Source organism: Streptomyces sp. NPDC012637 (assembly GCF_042954805.1).
Classification (GTDB): domain Bacteria; phylum Actinomycetota; class Actinomycetes; order Streptomycetales; family Streptomycetaceae; genus Streptomyces.
Window position 1 is genome coordinate 519148 of the sequence record NZ_JBIBDS010000004.1, and the last position, 21874, is coordinate 541021.

At 72.5% G+C, this 21874-nt stretch carries 18 protein-coding genes; 9 read left to right on the forward strand and 9 right to left on the reverse strand.

Translation table 11 applies throughout. The annotated features are described in order from the left end of the window. The first annotated feature begins 5 nt into the window (after positions 1-5). From cydB to ACFY8W_RS19400, 3 genes are read left to right on the forward strand one after another with little or no spacing between them, the layout of a single operon-like run. Positions 6-1010 carry a cytochrome d ubiquinol oxidase subunit II gene (cydB, locus tag ACFY8W_RS19390; protein WP_391106388.1) on the forward strand — a complete coding sequence of 335 codons (1005 nt, stop codon included), beginning with the start codon at positions 6-8 and terminating at the stop codon, positions 1008-1010. A gap of 29 nt (positions 1011-1039) precedes the next feature. Continuing rightward, a complete protein-coding gene (gene cydD, locus ACFY8W_RS19395; RefSeq protein WP_391106390.1) occupies positions 1040-4684 on the forward strand; it encodes a thiol reductant ABC exporter subunit CydD in 3645 nt (1214 codons plus the stop codon). A gap of 19 nt (positions 4685-4703) precedes the next feature. After that, entirely contained in the window at positions 4704-6434 is a 1731-nt protein-coding gene (locus ACFY8W_RS19400) for a GAF domain-containing protein (protein WP_391106392.1), read from the forward strand. A gap of 75 nt (positions 6435-6509) precedes the next feature. Here ACFY8W_RS19400 and ACFY8W_RS19405 read toward each other — a convergent pair whose 3' ends face one another. From ACFY8W_RS19405 to ACFY8W_RS19435, 7 genes are all read right to left on the reverse strand, one after another. Continuing rightward, positions 6510-7418, reverse strand: a complete 909-nt coding sequence (locus ACFY8W_RS19405) for a Cof-type HAD-IIB family hydrolase (protein ID WP_391106394.1) — start codon at positions 7416-7418, stop codon at positions 6510-6512. A gap of 103 nt (positions 7419-7521) precedes the next feature. Beyond that, positions 7522-8424 (reverse strand): LLM class flavin-dependent oxidoreductase, encoded by a 903-nt coding sequence (locus tag ACFY8W_RS19410; RefSeq protein WP_391106396.1) that lies wholly within the window; start codon positions 8422-8424, stop codon positions 7522-7524. 23 nt (positions 8425-8447) lie between these two features. Beyond that, positions 8448-8909 (reverse strand): hypothetical protein, encoded by a 462-nt coding sequence (locus tag ACFY8W_RS19415; RefSeq protein ID WP_391106398.1) that lies wholly within the window; start codon positions 8907-8909, stop codon positions 8448-8450. Between the two features lie 75 nt (positions 8910-8984). After that, on the reverse strand, positions 8985-9530 hold the full coding sequence (locus ACFY8W_RS19420) for an RNA 2'-phosphotransferase (RefSeq protein ID WP_391106400.1): 546 nt from the start codon (positions 9528-9530) through the stop codon (positions 8985-8987). Positions 9531-9625: 95 nt separating this feature from the next. Then, positions 9626-10585, reverse strand: coding sequence for a MerR family transcriptional regulator (locus ACFY8W_RS19425; RefSeq protein WP_391106402.1), 960 nt, complete (start codon positions 10583-10585; stop codon positions 9626-9628). Positions 10586-10693: 108 nt separating this feature from the next. Continuing rightward, positions 10694-12475: an SDR family oxidoreductase gene (locus ACFY8W_RS19430; protein ID WP_391106404.1), complete on the reverse strand. Its 1782-nt coding sequence runs from the start codon at positions 12473-12475 to the stop codon at positions 10694-10696. A 118-nt stretch (positions 12476-12593) separates the two neighbouring features. Then, positions 12594-13454 carry a M24 family metallopeptidase gene (locus ACFY8W_RS19435; protein ID WP_391106406.1) on the reverse strand — a complete coding sequence of 287 codons (861 nt, stop codon included), beginning with the start codon at positions 13452-13454 and terminating at the stop codon, positions 12594-12596. A 230-nt stretch (positions 13455-13684) separates the two neighbouring features. On the opposite strand from ACFY8W_RS19435, the gene ACFY8W_RS19440 reads away from it, so the two are divergent. The 4 genes from ACFY8W_RS19440 to ACFY8W_RS19455 are packed head-to-tail and all read left to right on the forward strand — an operon-like array spanning position 13685 to position 17200. Next, positions 13685-14641 (forward strand): ATP-binding cassette domain-containing protein, encoded by a 957-nt coding sequence (locus tag ACFY8W_RS19440; RefSeq protein ID WP_391106893.1) that lies wholly within the window; start codon positions 13685-13687, stop codon positions 14639-14641. Beyond that, positions 14638-15552 carry an ABC transporter permease gene (locus tag ACFY8W_RS19445; protein ID WP_391106408.1) on the forward strand — a complete coding sequence of 305 codons (915 nt, stop codon included), beginning with the start codon at positions 14638-14640 and terminating at the stop codon, positions 15550-15552. Before ACFY8W_RS19440 ends, ACFY8W_RS19445 begins: the two co-directional genes overlap by 4 nt. Then, entirely contained in the window at positions 15552-16466 is a 915-nt protein-coding gene (locus ACFY8W_RS19450) for an ATP-binding cassette domain-containing protein (protein WP_391106410.1), read from the forward strand. Before ACFY8W_RS19445 ends, ACFY8W_RS19450 begins: the two co-directional genes overlap by 1 nt. Positions 16467-16480: 14 nt before the next feature. After that, on the forward strand, positions 16481-17200 hold the full coding sequence (locus ACFY8W_RS19455; protein WP_391106412.1) for an ABC transporter permease subunit: 720 nt from the start codon (positions 16481-16483) through the stop codon (positions 17198-17200). 81 nt (positions 17201-17281) lie between these two features. Here the strand turns inward: ACFY8W_RS19455 and ACFY8W_RS19460 are convergent, their stop codons facing one another. Together ACFY8W_RS19460 and ACFY8W_RS19465 are read right to left on the reverse strand one after the other, a co-directional pair. Further along, entirely contained in the window at positions 17282-18466 is a 1185-nt protein-coding gene (locus ACFY8W_RS19460; protein WP_391106895.1) for an MFS transporter, read from the reverse strand. A gap of 350 nt (positions 18467-18816) precedes the next feature. Then, positions 18817-19500 (reverse strand): FCD domain-containing protein, encoded by a 684-nt coding sequence (locus tag ACFY8W_RS19465; protein ID WP_391106414.1) that lies wholly within the window; start codon positions 19498-19500, stop codon positions 18817-18819. 187 nt (positions 19501-19687) lie between these two features. Here ACFY8W_RS19465 and lpdA point away from each other — a divergent pair, with 187 nt between their 5' ends. Then, on the forward strand, positions 19688-21091 hold the full coding sequence (gene lpdA, locus ACFY8W_RS19470; protein WP_391106416.1) for a dihydrolipoyl dehydrogenase: 1404 nt from the start codon (positions 19688-19690) through the stop codon (positions 21089-21091). Positions 21092-21137: 46 nt separating this feature from the next. After that, a complete protein-coding gene (locus tag ACFY8W_RS19475; RefSeq protein WP_391106418.1) occupies positions 21138-21815 on the forward strand; it encodes a rhomboid-like protein in 678 nt (225 codons plus the stop codon). Positions 21816-21874 lie beyond the last annotated feature (59 nt).

Consider the following 21874-nt stretch of genomic DNA (forward strand, 5'->3'; position numbering starts at 1 on the left):
AGGCAATGGAACTCCACGACGTCTGGTTCGTACTCATCGCCGTCCTCTGGATCGGCTACTTCTTCCTCGAGGGCTTCGACTTCGGGGTCGGCGTCCTCACCAAGCTGCTCGCCCGCGACCGGGCCGAGAAGCGGGTGCTCATCAACACCATCGGCCCCGTCTGGGACGGCAACGAGGTGTGGCTGCTCACGGCGGGCGGCGCGACCTTCGCCGCCTTCCCCGAGTGGTACGCGACGCTCTTCTCCGGCTTCTACCTGCCGCTGCTGATCATCCTGGTCTGCCTGATCATCCGCGGAGTCGCCTTCGAGTACCGGGTGAAGCGGCCCGAGGAGAGCTGGCAGCGGAACTGGGAGCAGGCCATCTTCTGGACCTCCCTCGTCCCCGCGTTCCTCTGGGGCGTGGCCTTCGGCAACATCGTGCGCGGCGTGAAGATCGACGCGGACATGGAGTACGTCGGCAACCTGTGGGACCTGCTCAACCCGTACGCCCTGCTCGGCGGGCTGGTCACGCTGACCCTCTTCACCTTCCACGGCGCGGTGTTCGCGGCGCTCAAGACGGTCGGAGACATCCGCCTCCGGGCCCGGTCGCTCGCGCTCGTGCTGGGGCTCGTCACGGCGGTGCTCGCGCTCGCCTTCCTCATCTGGACCCAGGCGGACAAGGGCGACGGCTGGAGTCTGAGCGCGATGGTGGTCGCCGTGGTGGCGCTGGTCGGCGCGATCGGTGCGATCCGGATCGGGCGCGAGGGCTGGTCGTTCGCGCTTTCGGGCGTCACGATCGCCGCCGCGGTGGCGATGCTCTTCCTGACGCTCTTCCCGAACGTCATGCCTTCCACGCTGAACCCGGAGTGGAGCCTGACGGTGACCAACGCCTCGTCGAGCCCGTACACGCTCAAGATCATGACGTGGTGCGCCGCCCTCGCGACCCCGCTGGTGCTGCTCTACCAGAGCTGGACCTACTGGGTGTTCCGTAAGCGGATCGGCACGCAGCACATCGCGGAAGCGGCCCACTAACCGCCGCTCAGCAGGGGAGCATGTTTCACGTGAAACCGATCGATCCGCGACTGCTGCGCTACGCCGGGGCCACCCGCTTCTTCCTCCTGGCGGTGGTCGGCCTCGGCCTCGCCGGGGCGGCACTGATCGTCGCCCAGGCGATGCTCATCGCCGAGGTGGTGGTCGGGGCCTTCCAGAAGGACCTGTCGGTTTCCGGGCTCACCACGCCCCTGCTGCTGCTCGCCGCGGTGGCGGTGGGCCGGGGGCTGGTCTCCTGGCTCACCGAGCTCGCCGCCCACCGGGCGAGCGCGGCGGTCAAGTCCGAGCTGCGCGGCCGGCTGCTCCAGCAGGCGGCGCGGCTCGGGCCGGGATGGCTCAGCGGGCAGAAGGCCGGCTCGCTGGCCGCGCTCGCGACCCGGGGCGTGGACGCCCTGGACGACTACTTCGCCCGCTATCTGCCCCAGCTGGGGCTCGCGGTCGTGGTGCCGGTGGCGGTGCTCGCCCGGATCGTCACGGAGGACTGGGTCTCGGCGGCCGTCATCGTGGTGACGCTGCCGCTCATCCCGGTCTTCATGATCCTGATCGGCTGGTACACCCAGGCCCGGATGGACCGCCAGTGGAAGCTGCTCTCCCGGCTCTCGGGACACTTCCTCGACGTGGTGGCCGGGCTTCCCACGCTCAAGGTCTTCGGCCGGGCCAAGGCCCAGGCCGAGAACATCCGGTCGATCACCGCCGACTACCGGCGGGCGACCATGCGCACGCTGCGCATCGCGTTCCTGTCCTCCTTCGCCCTGGAGCTGCTCTCGACGCTGTCGGTCGCGCTGGTCGCGGTCGGCATCGGCATGCGCCTGGTCCACGGCAGCCTCGACCTCTACACCGGTCTCGTCATCCTGGTCCTGGCGCCCGAGGCGTATCTGCCGCTGCGGCAGGTGGGCACGCAGTACCACGCGGCGGCCGAAGGCCTCGCCGCCGCCGAGGAGATCTTCGAGGTCCTGGAGAGCCCGTTGCCGGCCGGCGGTACGGAGCCGGTGCCCGCGTCCGTACGGCTCGAGCTCGACCGGGTGACGGTGCGTCACGCGGGCCGGGCCGAACCCTCCCTGGACGCCGCGTCGCTCACCGTGGAGCCGGGCGAGACCGTGGCCCTGGTCGGCCCGAGCGGCGTCGGCAAGTCCACGCTGCTCGACGTGGTGCTCGGCTTCGCGACCCCGGAGAACAGCGGCTCGGAGAGCGGCGTGGTCCGGGTCGGCGGGGTGGACCTCGCCTCGCTCGACCTGGAGGAGTGGCGCTCCCGGATCGCCTGGGTGCCGCAGCGGCCGTACCTCTTCGCCGGGACGATCGCCGAGAACGTCCGCCTGGCCCGCCCGGACGCCTCCGAGGCGGCCGTGCGGCGGGCCTTGCAGGACGCGGGCGCGGACGGCTTCGTCGCCGAACTGCCGGACGGCGCGGACACCCTGCTGGGCGAGGACGGAGCCGGGCTCTCCGCGGGCCAGCGGCAGCGGCTCGCCCTGGCCCGGGCGTTCCTGGCCGACCGCCCGCTGCTGCTCCTTGACGAGCCGACCGCCGCGCTCGACGGCGAGACCGAGGCCGCCGTGGTCGAGGCGGTCCGCCGCCTCTCCGCCGGCCGCACCGTCCTCCTCGTCGTCCACCGCCCTGCGCTGCTCGCCGTCGCGGACCGGGTGGTGCGCCTCGCTCCGGCCGAGAGCCGCACCGACGGGGCCGCGACCACTGTGCCCGCAACCGCGGGCGGCCCGCACGTGGCCGGCCTGCTGCCGGACGGTTCGCCCGCGCCCACCGAGGACCCGGCCCGGGCCGACCGCTCCGGGGACACCACGGAAGCACGGGGCGAGCAGCCCGGAGCCGGGGGCGCGTCCGGGACGGCCGCGGACCGGGCCTCCGCCGTGGGGTCCGTCTTCGCACGGGTGCGTGCCATGGCGGGGGAGCTGCGGGGCCGGATGGTGCTCGCGCTGCTGCTCGGGAGCCTCGCGCTGGGATCCGCCGTCGGGCTCATGGCCGTGTCCGGCTGGCTCATCTCGCGGGCCTCCGAACAGCCGCCCGTGCTCTATCTGATGGTCGCTGTCACCGCGACCCGCGCCTTCGGTATCGGGCGGGCCGTGTTCCGCTACGCCGAGCGGCTGGTCTCGCACGACGCCGTGCTGCGGATGCTGGCCGACCTGCGGGTCGCCGTCTACCGGCGCCTCGAGCGGATCGCCCCGGCCGGGCTGCGCCGCACCCGGCGCGGCGACCTGCTGGCCCGGCTCGTGCAGGACGTCGACGCCCTCCAGGACTACTGGCTGCGCTGGCTGCTGCCCGCGGGCGCCGCGCTCGTCGTGGGCGCCGGGTCGGTCGGGTTCACCGCCTGGCTGCTGCCCGAGGCCGGTGCCGTGCTGGCCGTGGGCCTGCTGGTCGCCGGGGTCGTCGTGCCGGTGGCCGGCGGTGCGCTCGCCCGGCGGGCCGAGAGGCAGCTGGCGCCCGCGCGCGGCGCGCTCACCACCTCCGTCGTCGATCTCCTGCGCGGCTGTGCCGAACTCACCGTGGCCGGTGCCCTGAAGGGCCGCGTCGAGCGGGCCGGGGCGGCCGACCGTACCCTCACCGGCATCGCGTCCCGGCAGTCCGCCGCCACCGCGCTCGGGGTCGGGCTCTCCGCCCTGGTCTGCGGTCTGACGGTCGCCGCCGCCGCGCTCGTCGGTGTGCAGGGAGTCCGGGACGGTCGCCTGGACGGGGTCGCGCTCGCGGTCGTCGTGCTCACCCCGCTCGCCGCCTTCGAGGCCGTCACCGGACTGCCGCTCGCCGTCCAGTACCGCCAGCGCGTGCGGCGCAGCGCCGAGCGGGTCTTCGACGTGCTCGACGCGCCCGTCCCCGTACACGAGCCGGCGACGCCCGCCGCTCCCCCGGCCGGCCCGTTCCCGCTGGAGCTCGCCGGGCTCTCGGCACGGCACGCCGGACAGGACCGGCCCGCGCTCGTGGACTTCGGGCTCACCCTGGAGGCCGGGCGCCGCGTCGCCGTGGTCGGCGCCTCGGGCTCCGGCAAGACGACGCTGGCGCAGGTGCTGCTGCGCTTCCTGGATGCCGAGTCCGGCACGTACCGGATCGGCGGGACGTCCGCGCCGGAGCTCGACGGCGACGACGTGCGCCGCTTCGTCGGTCTGTGCGCGCAGGACGCCCACCTCTTCGACAGCACGCTCCGCGAGAACCTGCGGCTCGCCAGGACCGGCGCGAACGACGAGGAGCTGCGCGAGGTGCTGCGCCGGGCCCGGCTCCTCGACTGGGTGGACTCGCTGCCCGACGGACTCGACACGCTCGTCGGCGAGCACGGCTCGCGGCTCTCCGGCGGTCAGCGGCAGCGCCTCGCGCTGGCCCGCGCGCTGCTCGCCGACTTCCCGGTGCTCGTCCTCGACGAGCCGGCCGAGCACCTGGACCTGGCGACGGCCGACGCGCTCACGGACGACCTGCTGCGGGTCACCGAGGGCCGCACCACCGTCCTCATCACCCACCGGCTGCGCGGACTCGACGCCGTCGACGAGGTGGTGGTCCTGGACCGCGGCCGCACCGTGCAGCGCGGGCCGTACGCGGAGCTCGCGGTGGCCGAGGGGCCGCTTCGGAGGATGCTGGAGCAGGAGCGGGAGTCGGATCTGCTGCTCACCCCCGCCGGTACCGGCGGCCCGGCCCCGCACCACCCGACTTTTCTCTCTAAATAGGACTAACTAGGCTCAGCTCATGACCGCCGCCGTGCCCGACGCCTCGGAACCGCCCGCCTCACCGGACCCGCTCGAAGCCGCGACCCGGGCCACGCGCAGCCTGCACGGCCTCTCCACCGAGCTCACCGCGCGGGTGCCGCAGCTCCTGGAGGCGATGCGCTCCGTCGGAACCGGCCTCGAACTGCACTCCACGCTCGACCGGATCTGCGAGACCGCGGCGGAGCTCGCCGACGCCCGCTACGCCGCCATCGGGGTCGTGGACGAGGAAGGCGACGGGCTCTCCGACTTCGTCACGTACGGAGTCGGGGACGAGACGGTCCGCCGGATCGGGCACCGGCCGGACGGACACGCGGGGCTGCTCGGGGCGCTCATCCGCGAACCGCAGACGATCCGGCTGGCCGATCTGTCGACGGACCCGCGCTCGGCCGGCTTCCCGCCCGGTCATCCGCCGATGAAGACCTTCCTCGGCGTCCCCATCCGGGTCCAGGGCGAGATCTTCGGCAACCTCTACCTCGCCGAGAAGAACGGCGGCGGCGAGTTCAACGACTACGACGTCCACATGGTCCGGGTGCTCGCCACCGAGGCCGGGATCGCCATCGGCAACGCCCGTCTCTACGAGGCCGCCCGGCAGCGCGAGCGGTGGATCGACGGCTCGGTCGCCGTGACCACCGCCCTGCTCTCCGGCGGCGACGCCGACGACGCGCTCTCGGTGGTCGCCGAGCAGGCCCGCCGGCTCGCCGACGCGGCCGCCGGCATCGTGCTGCTGCCGGCCGAGGAGGGCGGCCTGGAGATCGTCGCCGTCTCCGCGCCCCGGACCACCACGTCCCTCGGCGTGGTGATCCCGCCCGAGAGCGCGGTGGTGGAGCTGCTGATGGAGGGCGAGGCGGTGTTCATCGCGGACGCCTCGACCGACCCGCGGATGGTGCACAAGCTGTCCGCCCAGTACGGGCCCGCGATGCTGCTGCCGCTGCAGAGCGGCGGGCGGGTGCTCGGCGCGCTCGCCACCCCGCGGGCGCGCGGCGACCGGCAGTTCACGGAGGCCGAGCGGACGCTGGCCACGCAGTTCGCCTCGCAGGCGGCACTGGCCCTGATGATGGCCGAGGCGCAACGGGACCGGGAACGGCTCGCGGTCTACGAGGACCGCGACCGGATCGCCCGCGACCTGCACGACCTGGTCATCCAGCGGCTCTTCGCCACCGGGATGATGCTGGAGAGCGCCCAGCGCAGGTCGATCGTCCCGGCTGTGCGGGAGGGCGTCGGCAAGGCGGTGGACGAGCTGGACGTGACCATCCAGGAGATCCGCACCGCGATCTTCGCGCTCCAGCAGGGGCCCGCCGAGGCGCCCTCGGGCCTGCGCACCCGGGTCCTGCGGGAGATCAACATGGCGGCCGTGCCGCTCGGTTTCAAGCCGGCCCACCGCTTCGTCGGCGTGATCGACGCGACGGTGGGCGACCTCACGGGCAAGAACCTCATCGCCGCGCTGCGCGAGGCGCTGTCGAACGCCTTCCGGCACGCCGAGGCCACCCGGATCGAGGTGGCCGTGGATGCCACCGTGACCCTCCCCGACGGCACCCAGGGCGTGCGGCTGTCGGTCGCCGACGACGGCGTCGGCATCCCCGAGGGAGGCCGGCGCAGCGGTCTGCGCAACCTGGCTCGCCGCGCCGAGTCGCTCGGCGGCGCGAGCTGGTGCGAGCCGGGGATCGGCGAGGACGGCGGCGGCACGACGGTGGTGTGGGAGGCCCCGCTGTAGGGCCTTACCGGCGGAAGCGGATCCCTGGTGGAGCGGGTGCCGGTGTGCAGCGGGTGCCGCCCGGCAGGGACCCCGTCAGCGGTCGCGTGCGGACTCGGCCTGTGCCTGAGGCTGGGTCCGGGTCTGGTTCGTGGCCTGGGCCTCGGCGACGAGGCGCTCGATGACGACGGCGACGCCGTCCTCGTTGTTCCCGGTGGTACGACCGGAGGCGGCGGCGATCACGTCCGGGTGTGCGTTGCCCATCGCGAAGGAGCGGCCCGCCCAGCTCAGCATCTCGATGTCGTTCGGCATGTCACCGAAGGCCGCGACCTCGGCGGGCGCGATGCCGCGCTCGGCACAGCAGTGCTCCAGGGTGGAGGCCTTGGAGACGCCGAGGCCGCTGATCTCGATGAGCGCGGTCGGGCTCGAGCGGGTGAAGGAGGCCAGGTCGCCCGCGGCCTCGCGGGCGGTGGCGAGGAAGACGTCCGGGTCGAGCTCCGGGTGCTGGGCGAGCAGCTTCAGGACGGGTGCCGCGGCTCCCGGTGTCTCCTCGAAGAGCAGCTTCTCGGCGGTGGCGACGGTGGCGCCGGGGTCGAGGAAGAAGGGCGGGTACTCCGGCTCGTAGTGGATGCCGGTGGTGAGTTCGACGGCGAAACTGGTGCCGGGCGCGGCGGTGCGCAGGGCCTGGACGACGTCGAGGGCGACGGTCCGCTCCAGCGGCCGTACCTCCAGGAAGGTCCCGCCCGCGTGCAGGTCGACGACGGCGGCGCCGTTCGCGCAGATGGCGAGGCCGTGGCCGTGGACGTGCGCGCTGACGACGTCCATCCAGCGGGCCGGGCGGCCGGTGACGAAGAAGACCTCGATGCCGGCCCGCTCGGCGGCGGCGAGCGCGGCGATGGTGCGCTCCGAAACGGACTTGTCGTCCCGCAGCAGAGTGCCGTCGAGATCGGTGGCGATCAGCCGGATGGCCGGGGCTTCGGGGAGCGCGGAGTGAGGTGAGGTCACCGCACCATTCTTCCGCACAAAGTGCACGGGCGTGCGAGGGGGCGCACATCTGAGTCACCGGATGTGCGCCCCGCGTCGGCGTCTTCCGCGCGCCGGGGCCCGGTCAGCCGAGCTGGGAGAGCGCCTCCGTGGCGATCTTCTCGAAGACGGCCGGGTCGGCGGCGAAGTCGGAGTCGGGGATCGGCCAGTGGACGACGATCTCGGTGAAGCCGAGCTCCTGGTGCCGGCCGGCGAAGTCGACGAAGGCGTCGAGCGAGCGCAGGACCGTGTTCTGCTCCGGCGTGAAGCCGGTGAGCAGGATCTTGTCGAGTTCGGCCACGTCCCGGCCGATGTCCGCGCAGGCCTTGCCGAGCTTCTCGACCTGTCCGCGGATGGCCGCGAGGGACTGCTCCGGGGTGCCCTCCTCGTACAGCTTCGGGTCGCCGGTCGTCACCCAGGCCTGGCCGTGGCGGGCCGCGAGCCGCAGTCCGCGCGGGCCGGTCGCGGCGACCGCGAACGGCAGGCGGGGCCGCTGGACGCAGCCGGGGATGTTCCGGGCCTCGTCCGCCGAGTAGAAGGTGCCCTGCTGGGTCACGGACTCCTCGGTGAGCAGCCGGTCGAGCAGCGGCACGAACTCGCCGAAGCGGTCGGCGCGCTCCTTGGGCGTCCAGGCCTCCTGGCCGAGCGCGGTGGCGTCGAAGCCGTTGCCGCCGGCGCCGATGCCGAGGGTGACCCGGCCGCCGGAGATGTCGTCGAGCGACATCAGCTCCTTGGCGAGGGTCACGGGGTGCCGGAAGTTCGGCGAGGTCACGAGGGTGCCCAGGCGCAGCCGCTCGGTGCTCGTGGCGGCTGCGGTGAGGGTCGGCAGCGCGCCGAACCAGGTGCGGTCGCGGAAGGAGCGCCAGGTCAGGTGGTCGTAGGTGTAGCCGGTGTGGAATCCCAGCTCTTCGGCCCGCTGCCACGCGGCACGCCCGCCCTCGTGCCAGCGGTCGACGGGAAGGATCACGGTGCTCAGGCGCAAGGTCATGCCTTCGAGCGTACGGGGGGACGTCAGCGGACGTTACGGGAGAGCCAGGGGTTGAGGAGGTCGCCGAGGACGAGCTCCTTGTAGGTCTCGTCGCCGGGGAGCGGGACGAAGAGCCACCAGCCGGGCGGGAAGAAGCGGCCCTTCACGTGGGCGAGGCCGCCGTACGCGGAGCGGAGGAAGGCGGGGACGGAGTCGCGGGGCACGTCCTCGAAGACGACGCCTTCCAGGGTGATCTGCGCGTCGTCCTCGGGGAAGAGCCGGACGCTGACGGAGGGGGAGCCGCCGAGTTCGACGTGGGCCTCGTGGGGGAGGGAGCCGTCCGGGTCGAGCACGGTGAAGACGCCGGCGGCGGTACGGCGGGAGGTCTGGTCGGCGCCGATGTCGTCGGTGACCGTCATCTCCAGGTGGAACTCCTCGGCGACCGCGCGGATCGCCCGCACGGCCGATTCGGTCGTGGGCAGGTGCGGGTGCTGGTGTCGTCCCATGGGGACGATCATGCCGCAGCCCGTCGTCGCAGCCCGTCGTCGCAGCTGTGGTCGCGGCCCTCGGCGCGGCCGGGATCAGCCGGGGAAGCGGATGAACTCCGGCGGTACGGCGTCGGTGAGCCAGACGCCGTTGGCGCTGACGTGGAAGCCGTGGCCGGCCCGGTGCATGGCGCCCGCGTCGACGCTCAGCACCACGGGGCGGCCGCGGCGGGCGCCTACCCGGGTGGCGGTCTCCCGGTCGGGCGAGAGGTGCACGTGGTGGCGGGCCATGGGGCGCAGGCCCTCGGTCCGGATGGCGGGGAGCCGGTCGGCGACCGTACCGTGGTAGAGGTACGCGGGCGGTTCGGCGAGCGGCAGGTCGAGGTCCACCGGGACGGTGTGGCCCTGGCTGGCGCGGATCCGGGTGCCCTCGACCGCGAAGCGCTTCTTGTCGTTGGCGGCGACCACGTGGTCGAGCTCGGCGCGGGTGATCGGGAAGTTGTGGTCGGCGGCGGCCTTCAGGAGTGCGTCGATCTCGGTCCAGCCGTTCGGGTCGAGGGCGAGGCCGATGCGTTCGGGCTGGTGACGGAGATGTTTCGAGAGGTACTTCGAGACCTTCACGGTGCGTTTCTCGTCATTCATGAATCCATTGAAGCCGCAGGTTTGTTCCACAGCCAAGTGGGTTTATCCACAGGCTAGTTGGCAACTCTGTGGACAACGACCTTGAAATCCCTTACCTATTGACCGATTTGGCTAGAGTTTGCGGTATTTGAGGCGAGTGCATCCAATGTTCTTGTCTGTACCTCTCGTTCGGCTGCCGCCGTGACGAAAGCCGCCACGTTCTCCCGGCCAACGAGCCGCTCGACGGCGCGAATCGTGTCAGGCGGCAGTGCCACCGAACGCGGCTCCCGCTCCCCGAGGACGGCCGCGTCGGGCGAGAGGTGGTACTGGAGGTGCCGGGTCGCGAACATCCGCATCGCGCGGGCCAGTTCCGCGTCGACCGTCTGCTGGGCGAGCGGCCGCAGCCGGCGCACCAGGGTCGCCGCCTCGGCCGCGTCGGCGTCCGTCGGCGGCCGGTGCTCCAGATAGCGGGCGAAGACGTGCTCGGCGGTGAACTCCAGGAAACGGGCGGCGATGTGCTCGACCTGCCCGCGAAGTTCCCTCAGATGGCCGGTGATCGCGGACAGCGGGACGCCCGCCGCGTACAACTCGGCGGCCACCGCGAGTTCTTGGGGGCTCGGTACGAGGTACTCCTCGGTCTCCCGGTCCGGTATGCGCTCCAGGACACCGAGCTCGATCGCCTCACGGACGGCGTCCTCGTCGGGAGTGCCGCCGAAGCGGGCGTCGAGCTCGGCGCGGGAGATCCGGTCGGCCTCCTCGTCCGTCCAGGGGCCGTCGACCTCGGCGACGAGACCGAGCACCCCGCCGAGCCCGCGCCCGGCGTCCCAGGCCTCCAGGAGCTCCTTGATGGAGGCAAGGGTGTAGCCGCGGTCGAGCAGGTCCGCGATCTGCCGCAGCCTGGCCAGGTGGGTGTCCCCGTACACGTTCGAACGGCCGCGGCGCTCCGGGCGGGGCAGCAGACCGCGGTCCTGGTAGGCGCGGATCGTCCGGACGGTGGCCCCGCTGTGATGGGCCAGATCCTCGATCCGGTACTCCGGCTGTGCTGACGCCGACTGCTCGGACAATCCCGTTCCCACCGCTCGCTCCTTTCACCCGTCGAGGGATGGTACGACCGCCCCGCCCCGCCCTGCTCCGTCCGGCCCTGCTCCGTCCGGCCCCGCCCGGCCCAGGCCCCTCGCCTCCCGCTACGCCGGAGGCCGCACGCGGGCCAGGGCCCGCAGCGCGCGCGGGGAGAGCCGCGACAGCAGGTGGGCGCCGCGGGCCTCCGGGGTCACCGGGACGACCGCCTCGTTGCGGAGCACCGCGCGCAGGATCGCGTCCGCGACCTTCTCCGGCGGGTAGTTGCGCAGCCCGTACAGCCGCGAGACCTTCTGCTGCCGTCGCTTCTCCTCGGCCTCGTCCGTCACTCCGGCGAACCGTGCGGTCGCCGTGATGTTGGTGTTCACGATGCCCGGGCAGATCGCCGAGACGCCGATGCCCTGGTCCGCCAGCTCGGCCCGCAGGCACTCGCTCAGCATCAGCACCGCGGCCTTCGAGGTGCTGTACGCGGGCAGCGCGCGGGACGGCTGGAAGGCGGCGGCCGAGGCCGTGTTGACGATGTGGCCGCCCTGGCCGCGCTCGGCCATCTGCGCCCCGAAGGCCCGGCAGCCGTGGATCACGCCCCACAGGTTGACGTCGAGGACCCGCTTCCACTCCTCGCTCGTGGTCTCCAGGAAGGAACCGGTCAGCCCGATCCCCGCGTTGTTGACCAGCACGTCCACCACGCCGTACTCGCCGGCGACCTTCGCGGCGAGCTTCTCCATCGCCTGCTCGTCGGCGACGTCGGCGGTCTCGCCCCAGGCCTCGGGCGCGCCGATGAGCCGGGACATCTCCGCCGTACGGGCCGCGCCCTCGGCGTCCCGGTCCACCGCCACGACCCGGGCCCCGGCCTCCGCGAAGGCGAAGGCGGTGGCCCGGCCGATGCCGCTGGCGGCGCCGGTCACCAGGACCAGCTGGCCGCCGAACCGCTCCGCGTACTCGGGACGGACCGCGCTCTTCACCGCCGGCTTCGGTGCCTTGGTCGCCGGGTCCTCGTTCGCCTCCACGAACTCGCGTATCCACGCCGCCAGTCGGTCCGGCCGGGTGCGCGGCACCCAGTGCTTGGCGGGCAGGGTGCGCCGGGTCAGGTCCGGCACCCAGTCGGCCAGGTCGTCGTAGAGCCGCTCCGACAGGAAGGCGTCGCCGGTGGGCGTGATCAGCTGCACGGGCGCGTGCGCGAAGGCGTCCGCCCGCGGCCGGGTCAGCCGGGACCGCACGTTGTCCCGGTAGAGCCAGGCGCCGTGTGCCGCGTCGCTCGGCAGGGAGGGCGTCGGGTAGTCGCCGGCGGGGACCCGCTCGAACCGCTCCAGGATCCGCGGCCAGCGCTTGCCGAGCGGTCCGCGCCAGGCGAGCTCGGGCAGCACCGGCGTGTGCAGCAGGTACACGTACCAGGACTTGGCGCCCTGGCCGAGGAGCTGGCCGACGCGGCGCGGGGTGGGCCGGGTCATCCGGGTCTTGATCCAGTGCCCGAAGTGGTCGAGCGACGGCCCGGACATCGAGGTGAAGGAGGCGACGCGGCCCTCGGTACGGGGCGCCGTCACGAACTCCCAGGACTGGACCGAGCCCCAGTCGTGCCCGACGAGGTGGACCGGCCGGTCCGGGCTGACCGCGTCCGCGACGGCCAGGAAGTCGTCGGTCAGCTTCTCCAGGGTGAAGCCGCCGCGCAGCGGGGTCGGCGCGGTCGACCGGCCGTGGCCCCGGACGTCGTACAGCACCACGTGGAAGCGGTCGGCGAGCCGGCCCGCGACCTCCGACCAGACCTCCTTGGAGTCCGGGTAGCCGTGCACGAGCAGCACCGTGGGGCGGCTCCCGTCACCCAGCTCGGCCACGCACAGCTCGATCCCGCCCGTACGGACCCGACGCTCCCGGGCCCCCTCGAGTCCCGCCATCACGGCCTCCTCTCGTTCTCTCCCAGGGCCGACGCCTGGGAGGCGCCCCCGTCCCCGCCCGTGAGGCGCGGAGGTGCGGCTGTCGTCGTGTGCTGCCCGGCGGCCTCGCGTGCGTCGCTCACGAGGCCTTCCCTTCCTCGTTCCAGCGCCGCACGTGCGGCAGGTCGTCGTCCAGCCAGAACGCGCTCTGCTCGGGGTCCTTGGAGTCGGTGACGACCAGGATCTCCTCGAACTTCGCGCCCGTCCCCCGGAATCCGAGGTGCGGCTCGACCGCCCACAGGCCCGGCATGGGCGGGTGGTCGGAGAACGTGTACGGGGACCACAGGGGCGACCAGCCCTCGCGGTGGCCGTGCAGGGCGTCGCTCGCCAGGCCCTTGAGCGACTGGGTTCCGAAGCCGAACAGGGTCGGGGACCAGCGGCGCTCCTTCACCCGGTCGATCTTGTGGGCGATCACGCCGAAGGGATACGCGCGGTGCCGGTTCGCGTACCCCTGGCGGACCATGAGCCTGTCCACGTCCTCGTAGATCTCCCGCAGCGAGCGGCGCTCGCGCACCTCGCGCAGGATCAGCTCGCGGTGGTCCTTCAGGTCGGCGAGCAGCTTGTCGTGGACCGGGTTGAGGCCCAGGCAGCCCGAGTAGCCGATGTCCGCGGTGTGGCCCTTGTAGACGGGAGCCATGTCGAGGATGAACGGCATGCCGGGCTCGAGCCGCCGGTTCGTCGGGAAGAACTGGAGCGGGATCCTGAAGTCGACGAAGGCCGTGCGGTCCCCGAACCAGGCGAACGGCCGGTGGAACCAGTCCCGGACACCCCGCGCGTACAGCCACTCGCGCTGCATCCGCGCCGCCTCGCGCTCGGTCACGCCGGGCCTGAGCTGCGCCGCGACGGCCTCGGCGCACTCGTACGAGAGCCGCTGGACCTCTCTGAACCCGCGCAGCTCCGCGGTGAGTTCGCGCGTCACTGCCGTACCTGCCGATGCCATGGCCACCCGCCCGTCCCGTGTGAGCGCCCGACTGCGCTACGCGTCCGTAACTTGACATCGATGAATGTGACAATGCCCGGCGGCTGCGTCAAGAGGCGTGCACGGGCCTGTGGAAAACGAGACCTTGGTCGCGGCTCCCCTACGGGCTTGTACGTCTGGAGTCGGACATGGATCGAGCCGTTGGGCTGACGACTGCTGTGGCCCACGCCACTACCGTCGAAGGCGTGACTGTGATCGCGACCGAAAGCCTCAGCAAGCGGTTCCCCCGGGTGACCGCTCTCGACCGGCTCTCCCTGGACATCGGGCCCGGTGTGACCGGACTTGTGGGTGCCAACGGAGCCGGCAAGTCCACCATGATCAAGATTCTTCTTGGTCTGTCCCCGGCCACGGAGGGCCGCGCCGAAGTCCTCGGACTCGACGTCGCGACCTCCGGCGCCCGGATCCGCGAGCGCGTCGGCTACATGCCGGAGCACGACTGCCTGCCGCCCGACGTCTCGGCCACCGAGTTCGTCGTCCACATGGCGCGCATGTCCGGCCTGCCCGCCACCGCCGCCCGCGAGCGGACCGCGGACACCCTGCGCCACGTCGGCCTGTACGAGGAGCGCTACCGCCCCATGGGCGGCTACTCGACCGGCATGAAGCAGCGCGTGAAGCTCGCGCAGGCCCTGGTGCACGACCCGCAGCTGGTGCTGCTCGACGAGCCGACCAACGGCCTCGACCCCGTCGGCCGCGACGACATGCTCGGCCTGATCCGCCGGGTGTGGACCGACTTCGGCATCTCGGTCCTCGTCACCTCGCACCTGCTCGGCGAGCTGGAGCGCACCTGCGACCACGTCGTCGTCATCGACGGCGGCCGGCTGCTCCGCTCCAGCTCCACCACGGACTTCACCCGCACCACCACGACCCTCGCGGTCGAGGTCACCGACTCCGACGCCCACCCCGACGGCACGGAGGCGCTGCGCGCCGCCCTCGCGGCCGCCGGCGTCACCCTGCACCCCGGTGTGGAGGACGGCCTGCCGGGCGCCGGCCACATCCTGCTCCTCGAGGCCTCCGGCGAGGAGACCTACGACCTCGTCCGTGACACCGTCGCCGGCCTCGGCCTCGGCCTGGTGCGCATGGAGCAGCGCCGCCACCACATCGCCGAGGTGTTCAAGACGCAGCAGCAGGAGGAGGTGCCGGCGCGATGAGCTCCCAGGCCCCCGGGCCCGTCCAGGCCCCCGAGAACAGCCGGATCCACAACATCGGCTACCGCAGCTACGACGGGCCGCGCCTCGGCCGCGGCGCCGCCCGCCAGGCGCTGTTCTCGCAGTCGCTGCGCGGCGCGTACGGACTCGGCCGCAGCGCCAAGTCCAAGGTGCTGCCGATGCTGCTGTTCGCCGTGATGTGCGTGCCCGCGCTGATCATCGTCGCGGTCGCCGTGGTCACCAAGTCCTCGAAGCTGTCGATCGAGTACACGCAGTACGCGATCTACCTCCAGATGGTCATCGGCATCTACGTGGCCGCCCAGGCCCCGCAGTCCGTCTCCCGCGACCTCCGCTTCCGGACGGTGCCGCTCTACTTCGCCCGCCCGATCGAGCGCACGGACTACGTCCTCGCCAAGTACGGCGCGATGGCCTCGGCGCTCTTCCTCCTCACCGCCTCCCCGCTGCTGATCCTCTGGATCGGCTCGCTGCTCGCCAAGATGGACTTCGGGGACCAGACCCAGATGTTCGGACAGGGACTCCTCTCGGTGGCGCTGCTGTCGCTGCTCTTCGGCGGCATCGGCCTCGTCATGGCGGCCCTCACGCCGCGCCGCGGCTTCGGCGTCGCCGCCGTGATCGCCACCCTGGTCATCTCCTACGGAGCGGTCACCACCCTCCAGGGCATCGCCTACAGCACGGAGAACATCGACGCCGTCAAGTGGATCGGCCTGTTCTCGCCGATCACCCTCATCGGCGGCGTGCAGTCGGCCTTCCTCGGTGCGCCCACCCCCTTCCCCGGCGGGGAGGCCGCGGCGCCCGGCGCCGGCGTCGGCGCGGTCTATCTGCTGGTCGTCCTCGCACTCATCGCCGGCTCGTACGGCGTGCTGATGCGCCGCTACCGAAAGGTCGGGCTGTAATGACAGTCCTCAACATCGACCACGCCTCGCGCTGGTTCGGCAACGTCGTCGCCGTCAACGACGTCACCATGACCGTCGGCCCGGGCGTCACCGGCCTCCTCGGCCCCAACGGCGCCGGGAAGTCCACCCTCATCAACATGATGGGCGGCTTCCTCGCACCCTCCACCGGCGCCGTCACCCTCGACGGCGCGGCGATCTGGCGCAACGAGTCCGTCTACCGGCAGATCGGCGTCGTCCCCGAGCGGGAGGCGATGTACGACTTCCTCACCGGCCGCGAATTCGTCGTCGCGAACGCGGAGTTGCACGGCCTGGGCGACGCCGAGGCCCAGCGGGCCCTCGCCACGGTGGAGATGGAGTACGCGCAGGACCGCAAGATCGCCACGTACAGCAAGGGCATGCGGCAGCGCGTGAAGATGGCCTCGGCCCTCGTCCACGAGCCGTCGGTGCTGCTGCTCGACGAGCCTTTCAACGGCATGGACCCGCGCCAGCGCATGCAGTTGATGGACCTGCTGCGCCGCATGGGCGCAGAGGGCCGCACCGTGCTGTTCTCCTCGCACATCCTGGAGGAGGTCGAGCAGCTCGCCTCGCACATCGAGGTGATCGTCGCCGGACGGCACGCCGCCTCCGGCGACTTCCGCCGCATCCGCCGGCTGATGACCGACCGCCCGCACCGCTACCTGGTCCGCTCCAGCGACGACCGGGCCCTGGCCGCCGCGCTGATCGCCGACCCGTCCACGGCCGGCATCGAGGTCGACCACAGCGCCGAGGGCGGACTGCGCATCCAGGCCGTGGACTTCGGCCGGTTCACCGAGCTGCTGCCGCGGGTCGCCAAGGAGCGCGGCATCCGGCTGCTCACGGTCTCGCCCTCGGACGAGTCCCTCGAATCCGTCTTCTCGTATCTCGTAGCGGCCTGAAAGGAGCCCGACCGATGTACAACCCCACCGTCGCCCGGCTCACCTACCGGGCCCTCCTCGGCCGCCGGCGGGCGCTGATCCTCTTCGCGCTGCCCGCGCTGCTCATCCTGATCGCCGCCGCCGTGCGCGCGTTCAACGGTGCCGACGACCAGGTCGCGGCCGATGTCCTCGGCGGTTTCGCGCTCGCCACGATGGTGCCGCTGATCGGCGTGATCGCCGGCACCGGCGCGATCGGCCCGGAGATCGACGACGGATCGATCGTCTATCTCCTGTCCAAGCCCGTGAAGCGGCCCACGATCATCTTCACCAAGCTGATCGTCGCCATCGCCGTGACCATGGTCTTCTCCGCCGTGCCCACCCTGATCGCCGGATTCGTCCTCAACGGCAACGGGCAGCAGGTCGCCGTGGCGTACACGGTGGCGGCCCTGGTGGCCTCCATCGCGTACAGCGCGCTGTTCCTGCTCCTCGGCACGGTCAGCCGGCACGCCGTCGTGATCGGCCTGGTCTACGCCCTGGTGTGGGAGGCGCTGTTCGGCTCCCTCATCGCGGGTGCCCGCACCCTCAGCGTCCAGCAGTGGGCCCTGGCGCTGGCCGAGAAGGTCACCGGGGACAGCCTGATCAGCTCCGACGTGGCGCTGCCGACGGCGGTCGCGCTGCTGGCCGCCGTCACGGTCGGCGCGACCTGGTTCGCCGGCCGCAAGCTGCGGACGCTGACCCTGGCGGGCGAGGAGTAGCCCACCGGGCTCACCCGGCCCACCGGCCCCGCCCGGCGGCCCGGCCGCGAGCGCCGTCGCGGCCCGGAGCCGTACGCGTCCTCAGACCGTACGGTTCCGGGCCGCCAGCAGTCCCACCGCGAGCGCCGTCGCGCAGACGCCCAGGACCGCGGCGATCGGCGGTGTCCAGGAGCCGGTGGCCTGGTGCAGGGCACCGGCGGCCAGCGGTCCGGCCGCGGCGAGCAGATAGCCCACCGTCTGCGCCATGCCGGAGAGCCGGGCGGCGGTGACCGCGTCACCCGAGCGCAGCACGATCAGGGTCAGGGCGAGACCCACCGCCCCGCCCTGGCCGAGCCCGAGGACCGCCGACCAAACCCAGGCGCCCTGTACCGGCGCCACCATCAGACCCGCGTATCCGGCGGCGACCATGGTCGTCACCAGGACGATCAGCGGCCGCTGGCTGCGCATCCGGCCCGCGAGCAGCGGCACGGCGAAGGCGCCCGCGACCTGGATCAGGTTGTTGAAGGCGAAGACCACGCCGGCCGTCGAGCGGCTCATCCCGTGGTCGGTGAAGATCGTCGGCATCCAGGCGATCAGCACGTACGACCACAGCGACTGCAGCCCCATGAACAGGGTCACCTGCCAGGCGAGCGCCGACCGCCACACGGACCGGACCGCCCCCGAGCCCGGCGCCGCCGCGGCCCGCACCTCGTGCGCCGCGCCCGTACGGCCACGGGCGACGACCACCTGTGGCAGCCAGGCGAGCGCCGCCACCGCCGCGAGCAGCGACCAGATGCCGAGCGAGGCCTGCCAGCCTCCGAGCGCACGCTCCAGCGGCACCGACGCGGCGGCGACGACCGTGGCGCCCGCGATCATCGCGCCCGTGTACACGGAGGTCATCGACGCGGCCCGGTCCGGGAAGTCCCGCTTGATCAGGCCCGGCATCAGTACGTTCAGCAGGGCGATGGCCGTGCCGACGAGCACACCGCCGCCGTAGAGCGCCGCCGCCGAAGGCAGCACCCGCACGAGGATTCCCGCGCCGAGCAGCAGCAGCGCGGCCGGCAGCACCCGCTCGGCGCCGAAGCGCCGGCCGAACCACGGCGCCACGAGCGCGCCGAGCCCCAGGAAGAGCACCGGCACCGAGGTCACCAGGGAGCTGGCCGCCGAGGACAGCCCGTACGCCGCCGCCAGCTCGCTCACCAACGGCGACACGCTCGCGAGCGCGGCCCGCATGTTGAGGGAGGCGAGCACGATGCCGACCATGAGCAGCGCCGGGTGCGCGACCAGCGCCGCCCGCCGCGCAGCCGCCCCGGTCGCCCCGGCTGCCCCGGTCGTCCCGGCCCCGGGCGCCCCGGCTGCCCCGGTCGCCGAAGGCAAGACGTCGGCGGATCGCCGCACCTCGACTCCGACCCCGGCCCCCACCTCAGCGACCCCGCCCCCGCGCCCGCCCCCGGCCGCAGCTGCCCCGCCCCCGGCCCCCACCTCGGCGACGGCCCTGCTCCCGGCCCCGGCCTCGACGGCCCCGGTGGCCCCGACGACCTCGACGGCCCCGGCGGCCCCGACGCTCTCAACGGCCCCGGCTGCCCCGGTGGCCCCGACGACCTCGCAGGCCCCCGCCGGGGTCCTCGTCTCCGTCCTCACCGCGAGCCCTCCACCAGAGCCGCGATCGTCTCCATGGGCACCCGCAGCAGTTCGCGCGCCCCGGCCTCGGCCGCCTCCGCGTCGCCGGCCTCGATCGCCGCGACCAGGGTCTCGTGGGCGTCGATGTCGACCGGCGGCATCGCACGGTCGCCGAGCGCCTCCACCAGGACCTCGTGCACCTGCGCGGAGAAGAAGCGGTAGACCTCGCGGAAGGCCGCGTTGTGGGTGGCCTCGACGACCGCCAGGTGGAAGGCGAGGTCCGCGTCGGCGTCCCGGTCGCCCTCCTCGCGCAGCGTGGCCAGGGCCGCCCGCAGCCGCAGCAGGTCGTGGGTGTCCCGCCGTACCGCCGCGAGCCGGGCCGCCTCGGCCTCCAGGGCGGCGCGCAGCTCCAGGACGTCCCGGGCACCCGCGTGCCGTACGCCGTGGAGGACGGCGGCCGGGTCGGCGGTGGACCGGACGAAGGTGCCGTTGCCCTGCCGGGACTCCAGCAGCCCGGCGTGGACCAGGACCCGGACGGCTTCGCGGACCGTGTTGCGGCCGACGCCGAGGAGTTCGGCGAGCTCGTGCTCGGTGGGGATGCGGTCGCCGACGGACCACTCTCCCCCGGCGAGCTGCGCCCGCAGCTGCTCGACCACGGAGTCCACCAGCGAGACCCGTCCCGCCGCCTTCAGCGCCGCCATCACCACTCCTCGATTCCGGGGATACGACCGGTCGGTCCAGTGATTCGCCCGGTTGCCCAGTCATCCTACAAGTGACGTCCCTCGCCTCCCCGGCCGGGCCGCAGCGACCGGACTACTGTGGCCTCGTACGTGGGCACGTGTGACTCGTACGCGGACCGAACACCCTCACCACCCTCGGGAGTCAGTCATGTCAGACCGCTTCGACGTCGTCGTACTCGGAGCTGGCCCCGGCGGCTACGTCGCCGCCATCCGCGCCGCCCAGCTGGGCAAGCGGGTCGCGGTCGTCGAGGAGAAGTACTGGGGCGGTGTCTGCCTGAACGTCGGCTGCATCCCCACCAAGGCGCTGCTGCGCAACGCCGAGCTCGCGCACATCTTCAACCACGAGGCGAAGACCTTCGGCATCAAGGTCGACGGCACCGTCTCCTTCGACTACGGCGAGGCGTTCCGCCGCAGCCGCACGGTCGCGGACGGCCGCGTCAAGGGCGTCCACTTCCTGATGAAGAAGAACGGCATCACCGAGTTCGACGGCCGGGGCACCTTCGTCGACGCGAACACCCTCCAGGTGGCGAAGTCCGACGGCACCACGCAGACGATCACCTTCGACAACTGCATCATCGCCACCGGCGCCACCCCGCGTCTGCTGCCCGGCACCGCCCTCAGCGACCGCGTCGTGTCGTACGAGCAGCAGATCCTCGCCGAGGACGCCCCGAAGTCGATCGTCATCGCCGGCGCCGGCGCGATCGGCATCGAGTTCGCGTACGTGCTGAACAACTACGGCACCAAGGTCACCATCGTCGAGTTCCTCGACCGGATGGCCCCGCTGGAGGACGAGGAGGTGTCCAAGGAGCTCGCGAAGCAGTACCGCAAGCTCGGCATCGACGTCCTCACCTCCACCCGCGTCGACGCGATCGACGAGTCCGGCCCGCAGGTCCGCGTCACGGTCACCGCCAAGGACGGCACGCAGAAGGTCCTGGAGGCCGACAAGGTCCTCCAGGCCATCGGCTTCGCGCCGAACGTCTCCGGCTACGGCCTGGAGAACACCGGTGTCGCCCTCACCGAGCGCGGCGCGATCGAGGTCGACGGCCGCTCCCGCACCTCCGTGCCGCACATCTACGCCATCGGTGACGTCACCGCGAAGCTGATGCTCGCGCACACCGCCGAGGCCATGGGCGTCATCGCCGCCGAGACCATCGCGGACGCCGAGACCATGGAACTCGACTACGTGATGATCCCGCGCGCGACCTACTGCCAGCCGCAGATCGCCAGCTTCGGCTACACCGAGGCGCAGGCCCGCGAGAAGGGCTACGACGTCAAGGTCGCCAAGTTCCCGTTCATGGCGAACGGCAAGGCGCACGGCCTCGGCGACTCGACCGGCTTCGTGAAGATCGTCGCCGACGCCAAGTACGGCGAGATCATCGGCGCCCACCTGATCGGCCCCGACGTCACCGAGCTGCTCCCCGAGCTGACCCTGGCCCAGCAGTGGGACCTCACGGTCCACGAGGTCGCCCGCAACGTCCACGCCCACCCGACCCTGGGCGAGGCCGTGAAGGAAGCGGTCCACGGCATCGCCGGACACATGATCAATTTCTGAGGTTCTTCACGGACCTCACCCGGCCCGGGGTGATAGGCACTGTTGCGTGCCGAGCAGAACCTCACCGCATGCGCAGGGTGTCCCGGGTGGCGAACCGTCCCGGCCGATCAGGTCGTGGGTGCGTTCGTCACCCGGTACGCACGTCTGGCTGCTCGTCATCGCGATCACCAGCCTGGTCATCGCGCTTTCCCCGGACGGTGTCGAGCGCTATCTGCTGCACCGCAACAGCAGCAATCTGTACGAGCTCTCCCGCCACCCGGTGCGCGCACTGGTCGGCAGCGCGTTCTGGATCCAGAACCCGGCGAGCCTGCCTTTCTACGCGGTCCTCTTCGAGGTCTTCCACGCGCCGGTGGAACGCTGGCTCGGCACGGTGAAGTGGCTGGTCGTCGTCGCCACGGCGCACGTCGCGGCCACGCTCGTCAGCCAGAAGGTCGTCCTGGAGGCGATCCAGGACCACGACGTGCCGCGCAGCATGGCGCACGTCGTGGACATCGGGGTGAGCTACGGGCTGGCCGCCTCGGTCGGCATCCTCACCTATCGGCTGGCGCGGCCGTGGCGCTGGTTCTACCTCGCCGGCGCGGTGGCCTTCTTCGCCGTACCGCTGGTCACCGACCGCACGTACACGGACCTCGGCCATGCGATCTCGCTCGCGATCGGGCTGGCGTTCTGGCCGCTCACGCGCGATAAACCGGTGGTCGGCGGGCCGCGGACGAGCGCACACTGACGGTACGGGAACGGGGCGGCCGCTTCGAGCGCGCGGGGGCGAACCGCGCGGGCCGCCCC